The sequence below is a fragment of the Bradyrhizobium canariense genome (assembly GCF_900105125.1).
In the GTDB taxonomy this organism is placed as follows: Bacteria; Pseudomonadota; Alphaproteobacteria; order Rhizobiales; family Xanthobacteraceae; genus Bradyrhizobium; species Bradyrhizobium canariense_A.
On record NZ_LT629750.1, the window covers coordinates 4,063,113 to 4,078,959 of the forward strand.

A 15,847-nucleotide genomic window follows, 5' to 3' on the forward strand; every position below is an offset into this window, starting at 1 on the left:
CGACAGCGGCGAACTGCACGAAACGCACCGAGCGGGCAGGAGCACGTTAGTGGACTGTGCATCTGATTTTGTAAGGCGAGCTGACGTGGACACTCATAGTCCTCCGGCGCAGACCGTGTTTATTGTTGTGTCAGGCGGACTGGAGCATGGTGGTGGCATCGGTCGCCAGATGGGTTATTTCCTCCAAGCCCGCCAGGACACCGAACAAAGATTGCGTTACCGGGTCATTGACTCGCGTGGCCCGTGGTATCTTGGGGCTTCACCGCCGCATATTATCGGCTCGATCGCTTATTTTGGCCGTGCCATTCTCATCCTGTCTCGCGCGTGTTTTTCGTCGCCTTGTGTGGCGCACGTCAACATCGCAGGTCGCGGCAGCACCATTCGAAAGCTCATTCTTCTGACGATCGGCCGGGCGTTCGGATTGCGCTACGTCCTGCATGTCCATGACTACAACTACGCTGAGTATTATCGCGGCCAGAGGAAGTTTCTTCAAAAGCTGATCACAACGATGTTTCGCAGAGCGGAGACAGTCGTTGTACTCGGGCGGCGAGACCTCGAATTGGTCTCCCAAACGCTCCAGCTGAGCAAGGACCGCATGGTCGTCCTTCATAACGCTGTCCCCGATCCCGGCCCGAGTCCCGATAGACGTCCGATCCCTGGAAAGCCGTGTCAGCTTCTCTTTCTGGGATACCTCAGCGCTCGAAAGGGTGTGGCAGAGCTGCTGAAGGCCCTCGCCAGCCCAGCCGTAAAACACCTGCGCTGGCAAGCGACGCTCGCTGGAGATGGCCCAATCGACGAGTACCGTGCTCTCGCGAAAGACCTCGGCATTCTGGACTCGCTAAGCTTTCCAGGCTGGGTCGATGAGAGGCGCGTGAGCGAACTGTGCACCGGTGCCGACGTCCTCGTTCTTCCCTCTTACGCCGAGGGGCTGGCGATGTCGGTGCTGGAAGGCCTGTCGCATGGCCTCGCCGTGATCACGACCCCGGTCGGCGCACATTTGGAAGTGATCGAGCCGGAGGTGTCGGGAATACTGGTGCCGCCCGGAGATATCGCGGCGCTCGGCGACGCATTGGTCCGCGTGATTGAAGATGAGAGTCTTCGCACCCGGCTGTCGAGGGGCGCGCGTGCCCGCTTCCTCGAGAAATTCGACGCTCGTCGCTATGTGGCCCGACTCGAGCAGCTTCATGCCGACCTGTTCGCGCCCCAACATGATCATCCGAAGCCGGTGGAGAAAGGACTGATACCATGACCTACTTGGCCGACCCATGCGAAAGCAGCTACCGCCAGCCGACGAGCGTCCCGAGCGTAATTCCCAGGGTGAACATTCTTGGAGTCGGCGTCTCGCCGGTCAATCTCACGCAAACCATCGACGTACTGGAAGGATGGCGAACTGAGGGACGCCGCGAATACATCCTTTGCACTTCGGTTCACGGCCTGATGGAAGCTCAGCGAGATCCCGAGGTTCGACGCGCCCTGAACCGGTCTGGCCTGACGGTAGAGGACGGGATGCCTCTTGTCTGGTGGTGCCAGCGTTCCGGCTATTGCAATGCAGGCCGCGTCAACGGGCCAGATCTATTCTTTGCGATGTGCGAAAGGGCACGTCAAAATGGCCACCGGCACTATTTTTACGGCAGCAGTCCTCGTACCATCGAGGCCATGATTTCGCGCCTCGCGGAGCGCTTCCCCGGCATGACCATAGCTGGGTATCGGTCGCCTCCATTCCGGCCGCTAACACCTGAGGAAGACGACGCCGATATCCGAGCTATCAATGAAACACGTCCCGACTACGTCTGGGTGGGGCTTGGATGCCCAAAGCAAGACAAGTGGGTCGCGCAACACGTCGGCAAGATTCAAGCCGCTGCGTTGATTGGCGTGGGAGCTGCTTTCGATATCGTCGCGGGGACACAGCCCCGGGCGCCGCGATGGATGCAGCGTTCCGGCTCCGAGTGGCTATTCCGCCTCATGATGGAGCCTCGGCGGCTTGCTCACCGCTATCTCGTCTATAACACGATGTTTGTAGCGCGGGCGCTGCAGCAGGTTGCCGGATGGAAATCCTACGCACGGGACTGGTGAGTTTTGCGCGCGGCATTTTGCATTTGGACGCCGCTGATAGTCAGTCCGCAGCGGATCGATTCCGCAATCCGAGGAACATTATTTCCTCGAACAGTACGACGAAATCAGATTCGCCAGTGCCAATGCGGCGCAGAGTGCATCGCATTCGATTTGCCGGATGACCCGCGAGACGTTGCTCGTCGCCGCCTCGGTCCTTTGGTGCACCGTGTCGGCTTGCAGCCTGCTCTATATAATCTTGATCGCCCCGCCGTAACGCCGCGTCAGTTGGCGGCCTCTTCGCCTTGAGAAAACTCACCGGCGAGAACCGGCAGCCCGGCCTACCCTTCGGAGGTAAAACTGAGCAGCGGCAGAACGAACAAATCGGTATTTGCCCCTTTTTGTACCTCTTTTGAGGTAGTGGCTTGCGAGCTGGCAGTGTCCTATACCCCCTTTTGTAGTTCCCGCGTCCATTTCAAGTATGGGGATTCCAAATGAGTTCTCTTCCGGAGAGCCTTCTTGCTGACATGTGCGACATACGACTAGCGCTGATCGCCGAGACGGCAGGCAATTTCAAAGCTCAGCTGCTCGACCTGACGAAGCTGCGCGATCAGGTCAGAAAAGCAGAACAATCAGTCCTGAGGTTTGAGGCACGCAAATCAACGGATTGGTTTGTGCTGTCCGGATCTAAGCCAACCCCCATCAAGCCATTTATTAAACAGGATGGTGTGATCGGCCCGCAAGCTGGCGTGGGGTAGGTCTTAGGAACGGTTTTGCCGCGGTCGTATTGTCTGCTGACAAACTGCGAGACGAACTTGGCCTCGCGAAAGCTCGTTTTATTGACCTTTGCGATCATTGGGCTAAACCCAGACGCGTTCAGACATCGCCCCTCGGGATACATCCATTATGACGCGGGAGGCGCGGCGTTCACATCATCCCGTGAGTATCGGTCGAGAATGTCCTCGCTCGCTGATGAAGATCCCCGAGCAGACCATGACGATCAGCTATGTTCATTCCATTCCGGATCTTATTGAGTTCTGCTGGAGGCAGGTTCTTTTTCAGATTGTCCTGCTGCTCTTTCGTCATCAAATCATAGACGAAAGCGCGCGGGTCTTGCTTGGTGCCCCAATCCACCATGAACTTGCCGAAGTCGGATGGCTGCTTCTTGCCATATTCAACAAGGTTATTGAACTCAAGAACACCCGCCTGCTGCATGCGCTGTGGTAGCGGGAGAGCGAGCCAGTCAGGACAGCCGACAGCAAAACACAGCATTTCCTGCCGTTATGAGCCTGGCTCGTGGCGTCAGTCGTCGTTTCCGTCTTGACCGTTACTCGAAGCCACAATCGCGCCACTAGATTGTTCCCGCTGCCGTTCGCGAGGCGTTCCATCACGTCACCTACCTCGTTAGAAGTATCGATCCCATTTCGTTCCAGTTGCGGTCTCTTTTCGTACCTACCATGAAAGGCTGTACCAGAAAGGCAATGGTTCGTTGAAGGATGGATACCACACCGCACGGTGACAAATCTGAGCGGCGCTGGTGGTTCTGGTAAAGCGGAGGTCATCTTGCAGCTAATCGCAGCGTCGTCACTGGAAACGCAGTGGTTCGGCCACGATGTATCCGAGGGCCCATATCTCTACTATGGCGCGGAAGACGAAGCGGACGAACTGCACAGGCGGCTAGAAACGATCGTCCGCCATGCCGGTAGGCAACTGTCGGAGTTGGACGGTACGCCCTGCGGCACATGATTGCACAGTATCAGCGTCCGGCAGTGTCGATCGGATACAGACCAATAGCGTCGATCGTAAAGCGCGTGGATGACTATGACGTTCGTTTTATAACCGACGCCGCAATCGAGGAAATTTCGATCGTAAATTTCGGAAAGTGTCCGTACTCGTACGCCCGCATGATTGATGCCAGCGTTGAGAAGTCGCTTAAGGAATCGTCAGATCGTGGATTGATATTGCTTGATGGCGCGTCACGAGAGCTAACGCGAACGCTTGATCGCATCACGAAGAACGCCAACCGATTAGTCAAGTTAGCAAAAGAGCTTGCTGGCCAGTTGTGCGTCGCGATCCCTGCCGGTCATGGCAACGGGCAGCCGGCAGGGATATGCGGCAATCATCGCACCGCTTGACCCGGTGCAATATCCAACGGGGCGTGGTGATGCGCTAATCCGATGGTGCCGGGTGCGTCATCATTGCTGGCCTGTTTCAGGTTGACGTGCTGCATCGTCGTCGCGATGGCTGCGACGAGCACCACCACCAACGCGATAGCAAAGACGGTTATGGCAGGTGGGCGGCTAGGCATCGCACAAACCTCCTGGGCTGACGGATCAACGTCGCTTGTGCTGGCCGGTTCCAATGCCGTTGTGCCTTGGATCGACGTGCAATATGCAGACCCTAAGATACCGGCAGAGGGGTAAATAGGTAGGTTGAGACTAGCCCCGCGAGCGGTCCAACCCAACACACACAAAAAGCATTCCCCGATCGAATCAGGATTTTCAGCGCTCTGGACCGCACATTCCGAGCGTACTGTGGCAGAGCATGTCAAACTTTACCCAGGCACGCGCCCTGCCCGCTTTGGCAATATGAGGCTATTGAACCGCGTCAGCGGCTGGGCGGTACCGGAACGCCCGCGTCTGAAGCGCTCGCATACGCACCAACGTTCTCCTATGGCCTGCCCGCCATCTGGATTAGCCAAGCGCAAGTAAGTTACTACACCGGCATAGCCGTTGACGTGTACGGCAGCCCGATTGACGACCGCTACGCCAGCAACGAATTCAAGGGCGTTGCTATTGATCCAAACGACTCGCCAACCTTTGAGTCGCAGGCCGCATTCTTGAAACGGCATGGCCTGTTTCTGGCCGGTGAAGAACGGCGTTTGAAGAGCGCCGATTGGGAACCTGAGGCGTTTATATAGCTCGTTTGTCGTTCTTGGCAGGTTCAACTAGCAGGCAACGAAGCTCATCAATCTGACGTGCTAAATCGATAGCGTTCGCCTTCAAAACTTCCATTGCATGACCGCGATGACCTTCTTTTTGAAGTTCCACAATTCGATCGTTGAAAGCGTGAAGCTCTTTTTCCAAATTCCGAATTTCGTGCTGAGTTGTTTGCTGTGTCGTCATAGCGCCTCGAATCACGAAGCTATCGCTGTACCACCCTACCCCTCACAGGCAGGCACAAAAAGCAAAAACCGCTGCCGGGATCACCGACAGCGGCTCAGCAACAAAGATTACGAGCGGCGTGGATTGCTACACGGCCGCCCGCCAAGGACGCGCCCCCCCCACTCAAATCCAGACCTAGATTTTAGGCAAGATCAATTTGCGGGCGGGACAAGGCACTCGGGCAAGAATTTCATCCCCGCGTATCGAGACTCACACCCAACTGGTGCGCTTTAACAGCAGTTGCACCAATTGTTCGCTTCAACGCTTTGGATATCTTTGCAACGCCGGCCTTCTTTTTTGCCAGCGATTTCAATTCGCGCACATCACTCGTCGACCATGCCCGACGAACTAATTTCTTCTTTTTCATTTCCGGTTCCGATTTTTGTGAGCCGGGTTCTTATCACGCAAAAATGGTTTTGCAACGCACCGTATTCCGAGCGCTGAACACAAAAAGTTCAGATGAAAAAAACGAACTGGCCGAACTACCTTGCGATCTTTTCCACCATGCTAGGGTCGTGCTTTCGATGAACGAGGCGAGAGCGGTATGCGAAATATCTTGTAGCCTGGGACATCGGGAAACGACTCGGCTGCTTCCGGAGATACCGCAGTCAAAACGGCAGCCGCCACTTCTCCACTAAAGACCCGGTCGACGGCATTCGCCTGACTGCCGCTCAGTTTGACTTCAGGCGCGCCCGCTGCCGCGATCGCAATCCTGACATTATCGCCGGACCCAGAATGCCCTTCATCTACCGCAATGATTTTACTGGTTAGATCGGATACCAACTTAATTTCCGGACGCGCAATGAGCAGGTAAACCACAAGGTCCGTTTTGTTTGGCTGCTCGGAGGCGGTCTCTTGGCCATCAGTATGGGTTTCCGCGTGATCCAAAGTGGCAACTGTCAGTAGCTCCGCGACCGCCGTGGCGGACTCCACCTGCTCCCGTATCGCTCGGGTGTTGGAATTCGCAACGGCATCATCAGCGGTGTTACTTGCCGGCAGTTGTCCATCCAATGAACGAGTTTTGGCAGGCTCAATTTTAGCAGGCTCAATTTTGGCAGGTGTCGGCGTCGAGAGTGGGATGCGAGATGCCGGAGGTTCGACTTTCGCCGCGATCACAGTGGACTTCGCGATTTTCAAGTCGCGATGGCCGGCCCTGTCGCTGGCGCGAGCAGACGATGGCTTTTCGGTTTTCACCGCGATCGCGGGCTTTATTTCTAGCGGCGCGGAATCGGTCTCGAATGACACTGGCGTTGGCTCAATCGGATCACGCGCAACCGTCCTGTCGAAACAGCGGTAACCGTTCAGGTCTGCGCATGAGTTAGCGTCGGCTTGCTGTCGTAAAGGGCAGCTACAGCCGACCAAGGTCGCGGCCAGCGCGCCGACGAGAAGCGTCCTCACGTATTCCCTCCTCCTTAGAGGCTGAATTCCGCTCGCAGTTCTTGCTGAGTCATATCGTTGGCGCTGATCGACCATCTATTGTGTAAGGATGTTGAGAGCTCGTTAAGGGTCTGGTCCTTCACCGCGAGAAGCTCGTTCCATGGTTAATGACGGCACAACGCGGTTTCTCGGCAGGCGGGTGACCAGTGCAAATCAATATCGACGCCACGCGAGCGGACCCAGCCGGCTTGCTCGCGCTCAAAGCCAGTTGGCACAGTTGCAGGCCACGTCGATCTCATACCGGCGGCCTGCTCAACCGAGATCATCTCGATCATTGTCAGTCGACTACCCCTTTATATTGCTGAGACGGCGGTCTTCGTTCAGCGCCATGCGCTCATCGATACGCCATCGTTGATGAGAAGTCCGCGGAGGCATGCGCCGGGACAAACTGCGCGGACAAAGCTCGCCTGCGCGTCGCCATACCTCGGCAACGACTAGGACTCTACGTCCCAACAGGCCAGGTTTTCCGGCCTCCAATCGTGGATTCGGCGGGCGCGTCGAGTGAAAAGGCTTGAGCAGGCGCCATTGGTCTAGCGCCGGATAATTTATCGGATCTGGCGACGATCAAGATCGTGGCTGCGGTTTCGATGTTCCGGCTCTGGCAGAGGACTGAGGGCGCGATCGGCGAGAAAGCCAACCGCTAAGGCGGTCCATGTAGATGTAAACGATCGGCGTGGTGAATAGCGTCAGCACCTGCGAAACCAGTAAACCACCGACGATCGCGTAGCCAAGCGGCTGGCGAATTTCCGAGCCCGTTCCCGTTCCGACCATGAGCGGGATGCCGGCAAGCAAGGCGCAAAGCGTTGTCATCAGGATGGGGCGGAAGCGCAGACGGCATGCCTCGTGGATGGCATCCTCGCTGCTCAACCCACGTTCGCGTTGGGCTTCCAGCGCAAAGTCGATCAGCATGATGCCATTCTTCTTCACGATGCCGATCAACAGGATGATGCCGATGATACCAATCACGTCGAGCGGCATGCCGAACAGCATCAGCGTCAGCAAGGCGCCAAGCCCCGCGGAGGGCAAGGTTGAGATGATCGTGAGCGGATGGATCGTGCTCTCGTAGAGCATGCCGAGGATGATATAGACTGCGACCAAGGCAGCCAGGATCAGGATGGGCGTACTGCTGAGCGAGCTCTGGAACGCCTGCGCGTTGCCCTGAAAGCTGGTGGCGATCGAAGTGGGCAAATGGAGATCGGCGGCAGCATGGCGGATCGCCGTCACCGCGTCCCCGATCGTGCTATTGGCGGCGAGGTTGAAACTCAGCGTGACCGACGGGAACTGGCCCTGGTGATTCACCGCCAGCGGAGCGACTGCGGGGGTGACGCTGGCTAGCTGGTTGAGCGGCACCATGGACCCGCTGGCGGATTTCGCATAGATGCGGCTGAGCGCATTGGGACCAAGCTGGAAGCTCGGATCGACCTCGATAATGACGTAGTACTGGTTGAGCGTCGTGTAAATGCGCGCCACGTGACGCTGCCCGAACGCGTCATAAAGGATGCCATCGACCTGTGCGGGATCGACGCCGAGACGGGAAGCGGCCTCGCGGTTGACTTCGATGTTGAGTGTCCGACCGGCACTCTGCTGGTCGCTGGCGACATCGCGCAGTTGCGGCAGGCCCTGCATCTTCTCCAGCAGCACAGGCGCCCAGTGATTGAGCTCGGCGCTGTCCACGTCGACCAGCGTATATTGGTACTGCGTCTTGGAAAGGCGCGCGCCGACATTGATGTCCTGCGCGGCCTGCATGTAGAGCGTGATGCCCTGGATCGGCTGCAGCGCCCGGTTCAGCCGTGTGATCACCTGGTCGGCGGTCGCGCTTCTCTCGCTGTGCGGCTTGAGCGTGATGAACATGCGTCCGTCGTTCTCCGTGACCGTCGATCCGCCGGGCCCTATATAGGCGGTTGCCGAGGCGACTGCCGGATCCTTGACGACAACCCCCAGCACGGCCTCCTGACGATCCATCATGGCTTGCGGGGATATGTCCTGGGCGCCCTCGGAAATCCCGACGATCATCCCCGTGTCCTGCTGCGGGAAGAACCCTTTCGGGATCACCACGAATAGCGCCAGCGTCAGAACAACGGTGAAAATCATGACCATCAGCGTGACCAGGCGGTGACGTAGCGCAACGACCAACGCCCGGTCGTAAGTGGCGACCAGCCGGTCGAAGAACCGTTCGAGCGCCTGCGAAGTGCGTCCCGGACTGTGGTCGCCCTCCGGCGCCAGCAGCCGCGCGCACATCATCGGCGTCAGCGTCAGCGAAACAATAAGAGAAACGGCGATCGAAACCGCGACCGTCACGGCGAACTCGCGAAACAGCAGACCGACCACGCCGCTCATGAGAAACAGCGGAATGAACACGGCGACCAGCGATATCGATATCGAAAGGATGGTGAATCCGATCTCGCCCGCTCCCGCAATCGCTGCCGTCATCGGCGTGCTTCCACCCTCGACGTGCCGGACGATGTTCTCGATCATCACCACCGCATCATCGACCACAAAGCCGACGGCAATGGTCAGCGCCATCAACGAGAGATTATCGAGGCTGAAGCCGAGCGCATACATCACTGCGAAGGTACCGACCAGCGACAGCGGCACCGCGATCGCGGGGATGACCGTAGCCCAAAGTTTTCGCAGGAAGAGAAAGATGACAGCGACGACCAGAGCAATCGTAAGCATGAGCGTGAACTGTATGTCTGCGACGCTGGCGCGGATGGTCTGTGTCCGATCCGATACGATCTCGACCTTGATCGATGGCGGCAGCGACGCTTCGAGCTGCGGCAGTGCTTTTTTGATCTGATCGACCGTCGCGATTACATTGGCGCCGGGCTGTCGCTGGATCGCAATCAGCACCGCCCGCTGCGTGCCGAGCCACCCGGCAAGCGTCTTATCTTCCGGCGCGACAATGGCGCGCCCGACATCGCGGACGCGGATCGGAGCCCCGTTGCGGTAAGCCAGGATGTAGTCGTCGAATCCGCTGGCCGTGGTCAACTGATCGTTGGTGAGCAGCGAGAACGCATGCTGACCGCCATACAGCGTGCCCTTCGGCTGGTTGACCGTGCTGTTGGCAAGCGCCGTACGCACCGACTCCAGATCCAGCCCCGCAGCGGCGAGTTGCGCCGGATTGACCTGGACCCGAATTGCCGGGTTTTGCTCGCCGCCGAGACTGACGAGCCCGACGCCGGGCATCTGTGAGAGTTTCTGTACCAGGATGCTGTTGGCGTAATCGCTTACCTTGGTGAGCGGAAGCGTATCCGAGGTCAGCGCGAGGAGCAGGATCGGCGTGTCGGCCGGATTGGTCTTGCGGTAGATCGGCGGGTTCAACAAATTGGGGGGCAGCTGGCCGCTGGTCGCGTTGATGGCTGCCTGGACATCCTGCGCAGCGGAATCGATGGTGCGATCGCGGCTGAACTGGAGCGTGATCTGGGTGTAGCCGAGCGCGCTGCTCGACGACATTTGCGCAAGACCGGGGATCTGGCCGAACTGGCGCTCGAGTGGAGTCGCGACCGAGGACGCCATGGTTTGCGGATCGGCGCCCGGCAGTTGCGCCGTTACCTGGATTGTCGGCGAATCGACCTCCGGCAGAGCGGCGACCGGCAGCAGCTCGTACCCGATGATGCCCAACAGAACGATCGCCACCATCAGAAGAGCGGTTGCGATCGGCCTGTGTATGAAAGGAGCTGAAAAATTCATGGCAGCATGCCCGAGCTTTTCGTCGAGGGACTAGGAACTGCCGCGGGATTATTCGGATCCGCAAGCGTCACCAACGTGCCAGGCGAGAGCCGGTACTGGCCTCGCAGCACCACGGTCTCACCAGCGTTCAATCCTTTCTCTACGAAGGCCTCGGCGCCGAACGTCTGGCGAACCGAGACCGGCCGTACGGTTGCCTTGTTGTCCTGGCCGACGACAAAGACGAACGATCCCTGCGGCCCCTGCTGTATTGCATCGAGCGGAACCGTTAGCGCATTGTGCTCGGTTGCGATCACCAGTCGCACATTGACGAACGTCCCGGGCCACAGCTTAAGCTGTTGGTTGGGAAATACCGCCTTGAGCTGGATCGTGCCCGAGCCGGGATCGGCCTGGTTGTTCACCACCGCAAGCTGGCCGACATCGAGCTCGGTCTTGTCGTCCTGGCTCCACGCCGTGGCTTGCAGCGGGCCGTTCGTCATAGCGGCTTGAACCTCCGATATATTGGTTGTGGCAAGCGTAAAAATCACGCTGATCGGCTGAACCTGGGTGACAACAACCAAGCCATTCGTATCGGCCGTGTTCGATTGCGTTACTGCCGAGCCAGTCGGCGGATGGATGATGTTGCCGACGTCGAGCAGGCGGATGCCGGTGATGCCGTCAAACGGGGCGACCAGCCGCGTGTAGCTCAGCTGCGCCTTGGAGTTGTCGACCACAGCCTGGTCGCTTTTGATCTGCGCATTGAGCTCCTCGACGGCGGCCTGCTGGTTGTCGAGCTGCTGTTGCGTCGCCGCGTCGGTCTTTACAAGATCGCTATAACGCTGGAAGTTGAGCTGCGCGTTCTTGAGATGAACCTGATCGTGCTCAAGCGTGGCCTGCGCCTGATCGAGCTGCGCTTGGTAAGTGCGCGGATCGATTTGCGCGAGCAGATCGCCCTTCTTGACCGGTTGACCCTCGCGGAAGCCGACGCTGACCAGCAGCCCCGTGATCTGGCTGTGAATCGTGGCCGTGTTCAGAGCCGTAACCGTCCCGAGGCCGGTCAATATGATCGGCACATCGTGCTGCTGGACCTTCGTCGCGATAACAGGAACCGCCTGGGCCGCCGGCGCGTCAGCCAGCCTGGCACGATCGGACCCCGCATAGACGAAGATCCCAATCGCCAAAGCAACAATGGCTGCGCCGGGAAGCCCGACCTTCGTCCATCCACCACTCATTGCTTGCCTCCGAGTGCACCGCGCTGACCGTGCTCCTGTGCCCGTACAGTTTTGGGGCGGCCGATTTCATCAGACCTATGATCCCCCATTTGGGCGCGGAATAGGCGGAGCCAAATTTGATGCCTTGCTTGCCTTGTGTGGACGAGGCCATTCTTGACCAGATGTGGCGCAACAGAGTTGTTGTCGAACCGTCAGGCAGCGGGCGGCCTACACCTCGATTATCAGCGGCACTCGTTGGTGCGGCGCGACGATCGAGGGCCTCCGGCTGGGCTTGGCTGGGGACGAGGTAGGTCGGCAAGAGCCTCGAAAAAATCTATCACCGACAGTCCGCGCGCATGTGAGCCTCCTTTCGTGGCGCGAATAAACCGCCCGGCGCTCTGGGCGTAAGAGCGCCGGGCGTCTCAATCTAGGGGGCATTCCCGCGATAGATCAGCAAAAGCTTTGCGCGATCCGTTGGTGTTGAAAATGTGCGTCGACGTCACGCCGTGGCCGTCCTCAATGCGGAGGGCCGTTTCCCTGCCATCCCTAATCGATTTCACAAGAGATTTTTCAGTGACGACTTGAACAAGTCGATCGCTGATCGCCATCCCGTCGGCGTCGACGATCGGCTGCGCATCGACGCGAAACTTGAGTTTGTAGATATCGCCCTTCTCCATCGGTTTTGGATCATTTCCGATCTCGACGATACCGATGGATAGATTCTTTTGTAGGCAACGGACTGCAAGCGCGTACGCGCCATCGCCGGTGATGGCGCCAAAGGTCCCGCCGTCACCGAACCGATCTTCTTTGGCCGATGTTATCCAGTTGCCGATCAGGCGATCTTCGTAATCTCCACGAAGTGGCGGCGTGGCGGCTACCGGTTGAGGCGCAGGACCTGCGGCCTGGGTTGGAGCTGGAGAGGTTGGTGTTGCCGGCGGCGCCGCAATCGCCGTCGACGCTGCTGGTCTCGGTGCCGGTGGTCTTGCGGGCTGGAGCGCGATCGGTCCGGAGCCCGACCGGCGTTGCAGCTTTTGATTTTCCGCGGCGGTATCTGCATCGAGAACCTCGCAATCGGTCATCGAAGATGGATAAGCTTTCTGGGCGCGGATCTGTCGGCCCTGTGGGCATTCCTCTTGACTGGATCGTCCATACCGAGGGTATTGTGCCGCCGCGGGCGCGACTGAAACAACCAAAAATGCAAAAACCAACCCCGAAATGCGACGCATGCGACGACCCCTGCCCAGACGGCGCCGATCATTCCGCAACCACAGGGCGAGGGCAAGAGGTAGCCACTCGAAACCCGATAAGCGTCCCCAATGATCCGCAGCCGCCGGCCGTCGCCAGCGGTTACATTAAATCATCAAAAGTCGGGCCTTTCGACTTCCGACGTCGCGGAGCCCGCCTCCGGATCATTATCTCAATTCGCGTTTCAAGAGCGCGTCTTCGCTTACTCGTGCGCCCCTGCGCAGCATTGTCCGTCGAGCAGACCCACACATCATCGGTCGGCAGCTAACCGTCGGACACAGACAAGCGGTGCGAGCTGACAGAAAACTCACCGGGCGTCGCGAAGGAGGTCAATCGACACTTGCGATATCCAAGCTCCCGGCGACTCCATAACGAACGATTGGTGTGTCCCTTTAGTACGAACTGTCAGCAAAGCAGTGATTGTATCTCCCTCGACTTTGGCGTCGATAACATCGTTGACGTACTGGCCGGAGACCTTGCCTCCCTGACGATATTGACTTTCAAACCAGTTACCCGAAAGCGAATTACCGTTTTGATCGATATTGGCACTCAGGTCCATTTTGTAGGCATCGCTGGCACATCGCACATTCATTTTTAAAGACTGACCGGCGTTTTTGGAAACGTAGTCAACTTTGCACCGAACACGTTCGCGCGGTCCATCCGACGGCTTCATCGATCCCTTGCCTGACCATGAGCCGGCTATGCCATCAAAGCTCTGCTGGGCGCAGGCCGGCGCGACGGCAAGAAACGTGATCAATAAAGAGCATTGCAGAATTCGACGCATAACCGCTCCGACATCTCGATCTCATGATAAAGGCGAACTTACTCACACCCAGAGACAGAACCACCTCGTGATGGCTCGATCAAGGCGCTGAACGTTACACCGCGTTAAGTAGAAATACTCCGAAATGAACCTGCTGTCGGAATGGCTGTTTCTACCGCCGTCGTGCCAATTTCTTCAACGTAGCAACTTGTCGGAAGAAATCCGGCTTACGTTGAGCCGGGCTACCGAGCATGATCGCTTTTGCGGGGACGTCCGATATTACGCCAGCCTGCGCGCCTATTTTGGCTCTCGACCCAATCAAGATATGTCCCGCGATCGCCGCTTGGCCGCCTATTTGAACAAAGTCCTCAATCGACGCCGATCCGGCAATACCCACTTGCGCCACGATCACACAACATCGACCGATCGTTACGTTATGACCGATCTGGACTAGATTATCTATGCGCGTGCCTGCACCAATCACAGTATCTCGCGCCGATCCACGGTCGATCGTTGTATTGGCACCTACCTCGACATCATCCCCCAGAATGACCCGCCCGAGTTGCGGCACCGCCACAAACCCATCTTTGGTTGGCGCGAAGCCAAAGCCCTCTTGTCCTATTCTCGCGCCGGGGTAGACACAAACGCGCGATCCCAGCAATGCGTGGCTGAGGCTCGCTTGCATTCCGATGTGGCAGTCTGGACCGATGACTACGCCAGCACCGATGACGACGCAGGCTCCGATCCGACAACCCGGGCCGATCCTGGCACCCGCGCCAATGACGGACAGCGGTCCAATTTCTGCCGAAGGATCCACCAGTGCATTCTCCGCGACAACAGCGGAAGAGTGCACCCCCGGGCTAGTTGGCGGTGCCGGATGGAACAACGCCGCCACACGTGCCCATGCTGCATAAGGTTCAGGAGTTACAATTGCCGCCGCGGAGACAGGTACGCTCGCCTGTAGATTGGGATGTACAATCACCGCGCCAGCCAAGGTTCGCGTGAGCACCGACAAATATCGTCGGTTATCCAGAAAACTGACGTGGCGTGGACCCGCCGTCTGCAAAGGCGCCACACCGTCCAGACTGAAACTTTGACGTGACACCGATCCACGTGCAATGTTTGCGACAGTTGTAAGATCGTGCGGTCCACTACACGGAAAGAATCGAGGATCGCCTATCGACGCTGAAATCATCTTGGGTAAATCACTGGCGCGTTTTCACGTATCATCTGAGACGGCCACATTACTCTTGGATGACAGTTCAACGATCGCATTTGCGCCGCTACCGAAACACGAATTTTGGTCATAACGCACGATCTTTCCACCGACACAAACGTGTGCACCCACATAGCAGCGCCCGTTATTATCGCATTTAGTGTGATCAGAGCGGATTAAATTATATTAAAAACATTTCTGAACAATTCTGGCTCACCGAATCACGGATCGCGCGCAACACAGCGTCACATGATGGATGCGCCGGTGATCGAAGTATGATCACCAATGATCCAAAGCGCGTCGTTGCCGGCTCAGCATGCGGCAAAAACAGGGAAGGACCTCAGCTTGTCCGAAGCAAAGAAACCCGGGCGCAAGAGCTCAGCCAAGGCGGAGCGGCGAGCCGATATGATGGAGCAAATACTTGATGCCGCCGAGTTCCTCTTTTCCAGAAACGGCCTTTATGGGGTTACGTTAAAAGACGTCGCAAAACGTATCGGCGTGCATCATACGCTGATCAACTATTATTTCGAGGACAAGAAGAAGCTGTTCGATGCCGTCTTCGCCCGACGCGCGGTGATAACAAGCGAGCGACGCATGAGGCTGCTTGATGAATATGACAGGACGACTGGAGGCAAGCCCTCGGTTGAAGGAGCTCTCCGCGTGTTCCTGGACAGTGACCTCGACCTTTACATCGAGGGAGGCGAAGGCTGGAGGAATTACGGCGCATTGGGGGCACAGGTAGCCAACACACCCGAATGGGGTGCCGAAATGATGGACCAGCATTTCGATCCCGTGGTTTTGCGCCTGATCAATCTCCTCAAGAAGGCGCTTCCGGATTGCGCGGAAGCGGACATCTTCTGGGGATATCACTTCGTAACCGGGGCACTGATGCTCACGCTCGCGCAAACCGGGCGCATCGACAAGCTCTCAGGCGGCTTGTGCAAGTCTAATGACTACGCCGCTGTGAAGGAGCGGATGGCGACTTTCATGGCGGCTGGATTTCTTGGCGTCTGCGCGCGTCGAAAAGCCGAAAGGAGCATCTGAAAGGGCCTTGCGGGGAAGGAAATCCTGTGAATATGATATTCACTCACTAGTG

16 protein-coding genes and 1 pseudogene are annotated in these 15,847 nt (G+C 57.9%); 7 read left to right on the plus strand and 10 right to left on the minus strand.

Going from position 1 to position 15,847, the window contains the following annotated elements; translation table 11 throughout:
• Positions 1–85 precede the first annotated feature (85 nt).
• The 3 genes from BLV09_RS19400 to BLV09_RS19410 all read left to right on the plus strand — a co-directional run bounded on the left by BLV09_RS19400 (position 86) and on the right by BLV09_RS19410 (position 2,807).
• Positions 86–1,249, plus strand: a complete 1,164-nt coding sequence (locus BLV09_RS19400; RefSeq protein WP_146688498.1) for a glycosyltransferase family 4 protein — start codon at positions 86–88, stop codon at positions 1,247–1,249.
• Positions 1,246–2,073, plus strand: coding sequence for a WecB/TagA/CpsF family glycosyltransferase (locus BLV09_RS19405; RefSeq protein WP_146688499.1), 828 nt, complete (start codon positions 1,246–1,248; stop codon positions 2,071–2,073). The genes BLV09_RS19400 and BLV09_RS19405 overlap by 4 nt, the downstream gene beginning before the upstream one ends.
• Before the next feature lie 470 nt (positions 2,074–2,543).
• Positions 2,544–2,807 (plus strand): hypothetical protein, encoded by a 264-nt coding sequence (locus BLV09_RS19410; RefSeq protein WP_146688500.1) that lies wholly within the window; start codon positions 2,544–2,546, stop codon positions 2,805–2,807.
• 169 nt (positions 2,808–2,976) lie between these two features.
• Here BLV09_RS19410 and BLV09_RS19415 read toward each other — a convergent pair whose 3' ends face one another.
• Positions 2,977–3,321, minus strand: a complete 345-nt coding sequence (locus tag BLV09_RS19415) for a hypothetical protein (protein ID WP_146688501.1) — start codon at positions 3,319–3,321, stop codon at positions 2,977–2,979.
• A 210-nt stretch (positions 3,322–3,531) separates the two neighbouring features.
• Between BLV09_RS19415 and BLV09_RS19420 the strand changes: the two are divergent.
• Positions 3,532–3,795: pseudogene (locus tag BLV09_RS19420) on the plus strand (AAA family ATPase); the annotation flags it as partial.
• A gap of 65 nt (positions 3,796–3,860) precedes the next feature.
• Entirely contained in the window at positions 3,861–4,184 is a 324-nt protein-coding gene (locus BLV09_RS19425) for a hypothetical protein (protein WP_146688503.1), read from the plus strand.
• Here BLV09_RS19425 and BLV09_RS19430 read toward each other — a convergent pair.
• Entirely contained in the window at positions 4,169–4,357 is a 189-nt protein-coding gene (locus BLV09_RS19430; RefSeq protein WP_146688504.1) for a hypothetical protein, read from the minus strand. The genes BLV09_RS19425 and BLV09_RS19430 overlap by 16 nt on opposite strands.
• Before the next feature lie 429 nt (positions 4,358–4,786).
• Between BLV09_RS19430 and BLV09_RS19435 the strand changes: the two genes are divergently transcribed.
• Positions 4,787–4,969, plus strand: a complete 183-nt coding sequence (locus BLV09_RS19435; RefSeq protein WP_146688505.1) for a hypothetical protein — start codon at positions 4,787–4,789, stop codon at positions 4,967–4,969.
• On the opposite strand, the gene BLV09_RS19440 is transcribed toward BLV09_RS19435, so the two are convergent.
• From BLV09_RS19440 to lpxD, 8 genes are all read right to left on the minus strand, one after another.
• Positions 4,962–5,174 carry a hypothetical protein gene (locus tag BLV09_RS19440; RefSeq protein WP_146688506.1) on the minus strand — a complete coding sequence of 71 codons (213 nt, stop codon included), beginning with the start codon at positions 5,172–5,174 and terminating at the stop codon, positions 4,962–4,964. The genes BLV09_RS19435 and BLV09_RS19440 overlap by 8 nt on opposite strands.
• Before the next feature lie 229 nt (positions 5,175–5,403).
• Positions 5,404–5,580, minus strand: coding sequence for a hypothetical protein (locus tag BLV09_RS37390; protein ID WP_167558809.1), 177 nt, complete (start codon positions 5,578–5,580; stop codon positions 5,404–5,406).
• A gap of 140 nt (positions 5,581–5,720) precedes the next feature.
• Positions 5,721–6,611 (minus strand): hypothetical protein, encoded by an 891-nt coding sequence (locus tag BLV09_RS19445; RefSeq protein ID WP_146688507.1) that lies wholly within the window; start codon positions 6,609–6,611, stop codon positions 5,721–5,723.
• Positions 6,612–7,214: 603 nt separating this feature from the next.
• Complete coding sequence (locus tag BLV09_RS19450) at positions 7,215–10,340, minus strand: efflux RND transporter permease subunit (protein ID WP_146688508.1); 3,126 nt, start codon at positions 10,338–10,340, stop codon at positions 7,215–7,217.
• Positions 10,337–11,548, minus strand: coding sequence for an efflux RND transporter periplasmic adaptor subunit (locus tag BLV09_RS19455; protein WP_146688509.1), 1,212 nt, complete (start codon positions 11,546–11,548; stop codon positions 10,337–10,339). The genes BLV09_RS19450 and BLV09_RS19455 overlap by 4 nt, the downstream gene beginning before the upstream one ends.
• Positions 11,549–11,949: 401 nt before the next feature.
• A complete protein-coding gene (locus tag BLV09_RS19460) occupies positions 11,950–12,753 on the minus strand; it encodes a hypothetical protein (protein ID WP_146688510.1) in 804 nt (267 codons plus the stop codon).
• Positions 12,754–13,079: 326 nt separating this feature from the next.
• Positions 13,080–13,556, minus strand: a complete 477-nt coding sequence (locus tag BLV09_RS19465) for a hypothetical protein (protein WP_146688511.1) — start codon at positions 13,554–13,556, stop codon at positions 13,080–13,082.
• Positions 13,557–13,707: 151 nt separating this feature from the next.
• Positions 13,708–14,730, minus strand: a complete 1,023-nt coding sequence (lpxD, locus tag BLV09_RS19470) for a UDP-3-O-(3-hydroxymyristoyl)glucosamine N-acyltransferase (protein WP_146688512.1) — start codon at positions 14,728–14,730, stop codon at positions 13,708–13,710.
• Positions 14,731–15,036: 306 nt separating this feature from the next.
• On the opposite strand from lpxD, the gene BLV09_RS19475 reads away from it, so the two are divergent.
• Positions 15,037–15,795, plus strand: coding sequence for a TetR/AcrR family transcriptional regulator (locus tag BLV09_RS19475; RefSeq protein WP_146688513.1), 759 nt, complete (start codon positions 15,037–15,039; stop codon positions 15,793–15,795).
• Positions 15,796–15,847 lie beyond the last annotated feature (52 nt).

What these genes read in the sequence shown, in the direction of transcription:
- lpxD (WP_146688512.1), bottom strand. Translation starts at nt 14,730, where the DNA reads ATGATTTCAGCGTCGATAGGCGATCCTCGATTCTTTCCGTGTAGTGGA.
- BLV09_RS19450 (WP_146688508.1), bottom strand. Translation starts at nt 10,340, where the DNA reads ATGAATTTTTCAGCTCCTTTCATACACAGGCCGATCGCAACCGCTCTT.
- BLV09_RS19465 (WP_146688511.1), bottom strand. Translation starts at nt 13,556, where the DNA reads ATGCGTCGAATTCTGCAATGCTCTTTATTGATCACGTTTCTTGCCGTC.
- BLV09_RS19410 (WP_146688500.1), top strand. Translation starts at nt 2,544, where the DNA reads ATGAGTTCTCTTCCGGAGAGCCTTCTTGCTGACATGTGCGACATACGA.
- BLV09_RS19430 (WP_146688504.1), bottom strand. Translation starts at nt 4,357, where the DNA reads ATGCCTAGCCGCCCACCTGCCATAACCGTCTTTGCTATCGCGTTGGTG.
- BLV09_RS19405 (WP_146688499.1), top strand. Translation starts at nt 1,246, where the DNA reads ATGACCTACTTGGCCGACCCATGCGAAAGCAGCTACCGCCAGCCGACG.
- BLV09_RS19460 (WP_146688510.1), bottom strand. Translation starts at nt 12,753, where the DNA reads ATGCGTCGCATTTCGGGGTTGGTTTTTGCATTTTTGGTTGTTTCAGTC.
- BLV09_RS19455 (WP_146688509.1), bottom strand. Translation starts at nt 11,548, where the DNA reads ATGAGTGGTGGATGGACGAAGGTCGGGCTTCCCGGCGCAGCCATTGTT.
- BLV09_RS37390 (WP_167558809.1), bottom strand. Translation starts at nt 5,580, where the DNA reads ATGAAAAAGAAGAAATTAGTTCGTCGGGCATGGTCGACGAGTGATGTG.
- BLV09_RS19415 (WP_146688501.1), bottom strand. Translation starts at nt 3,321, where the DNA reads ATGCTGTGTTTTGCTGTCGGCTGTCCTGACTGGCTCGCTCTCCCGCTA.
- BLV09_RS19475 (WP_146688513.1), top strand. Translation starts at nt 15,037, where the DNA reads ATGATCCAAAGCGCGTCGTTGCCGGCTCAGCATGCGGCAAAAACAGGG.
- BLV09_RS19440 (WP_146688506.1), bottom strand. Translation starts at nt 5,174, where the DNA reads ATGACGACACAGCAAACAACTCAGCACGAAATTCGGAATTTGGAAAAA.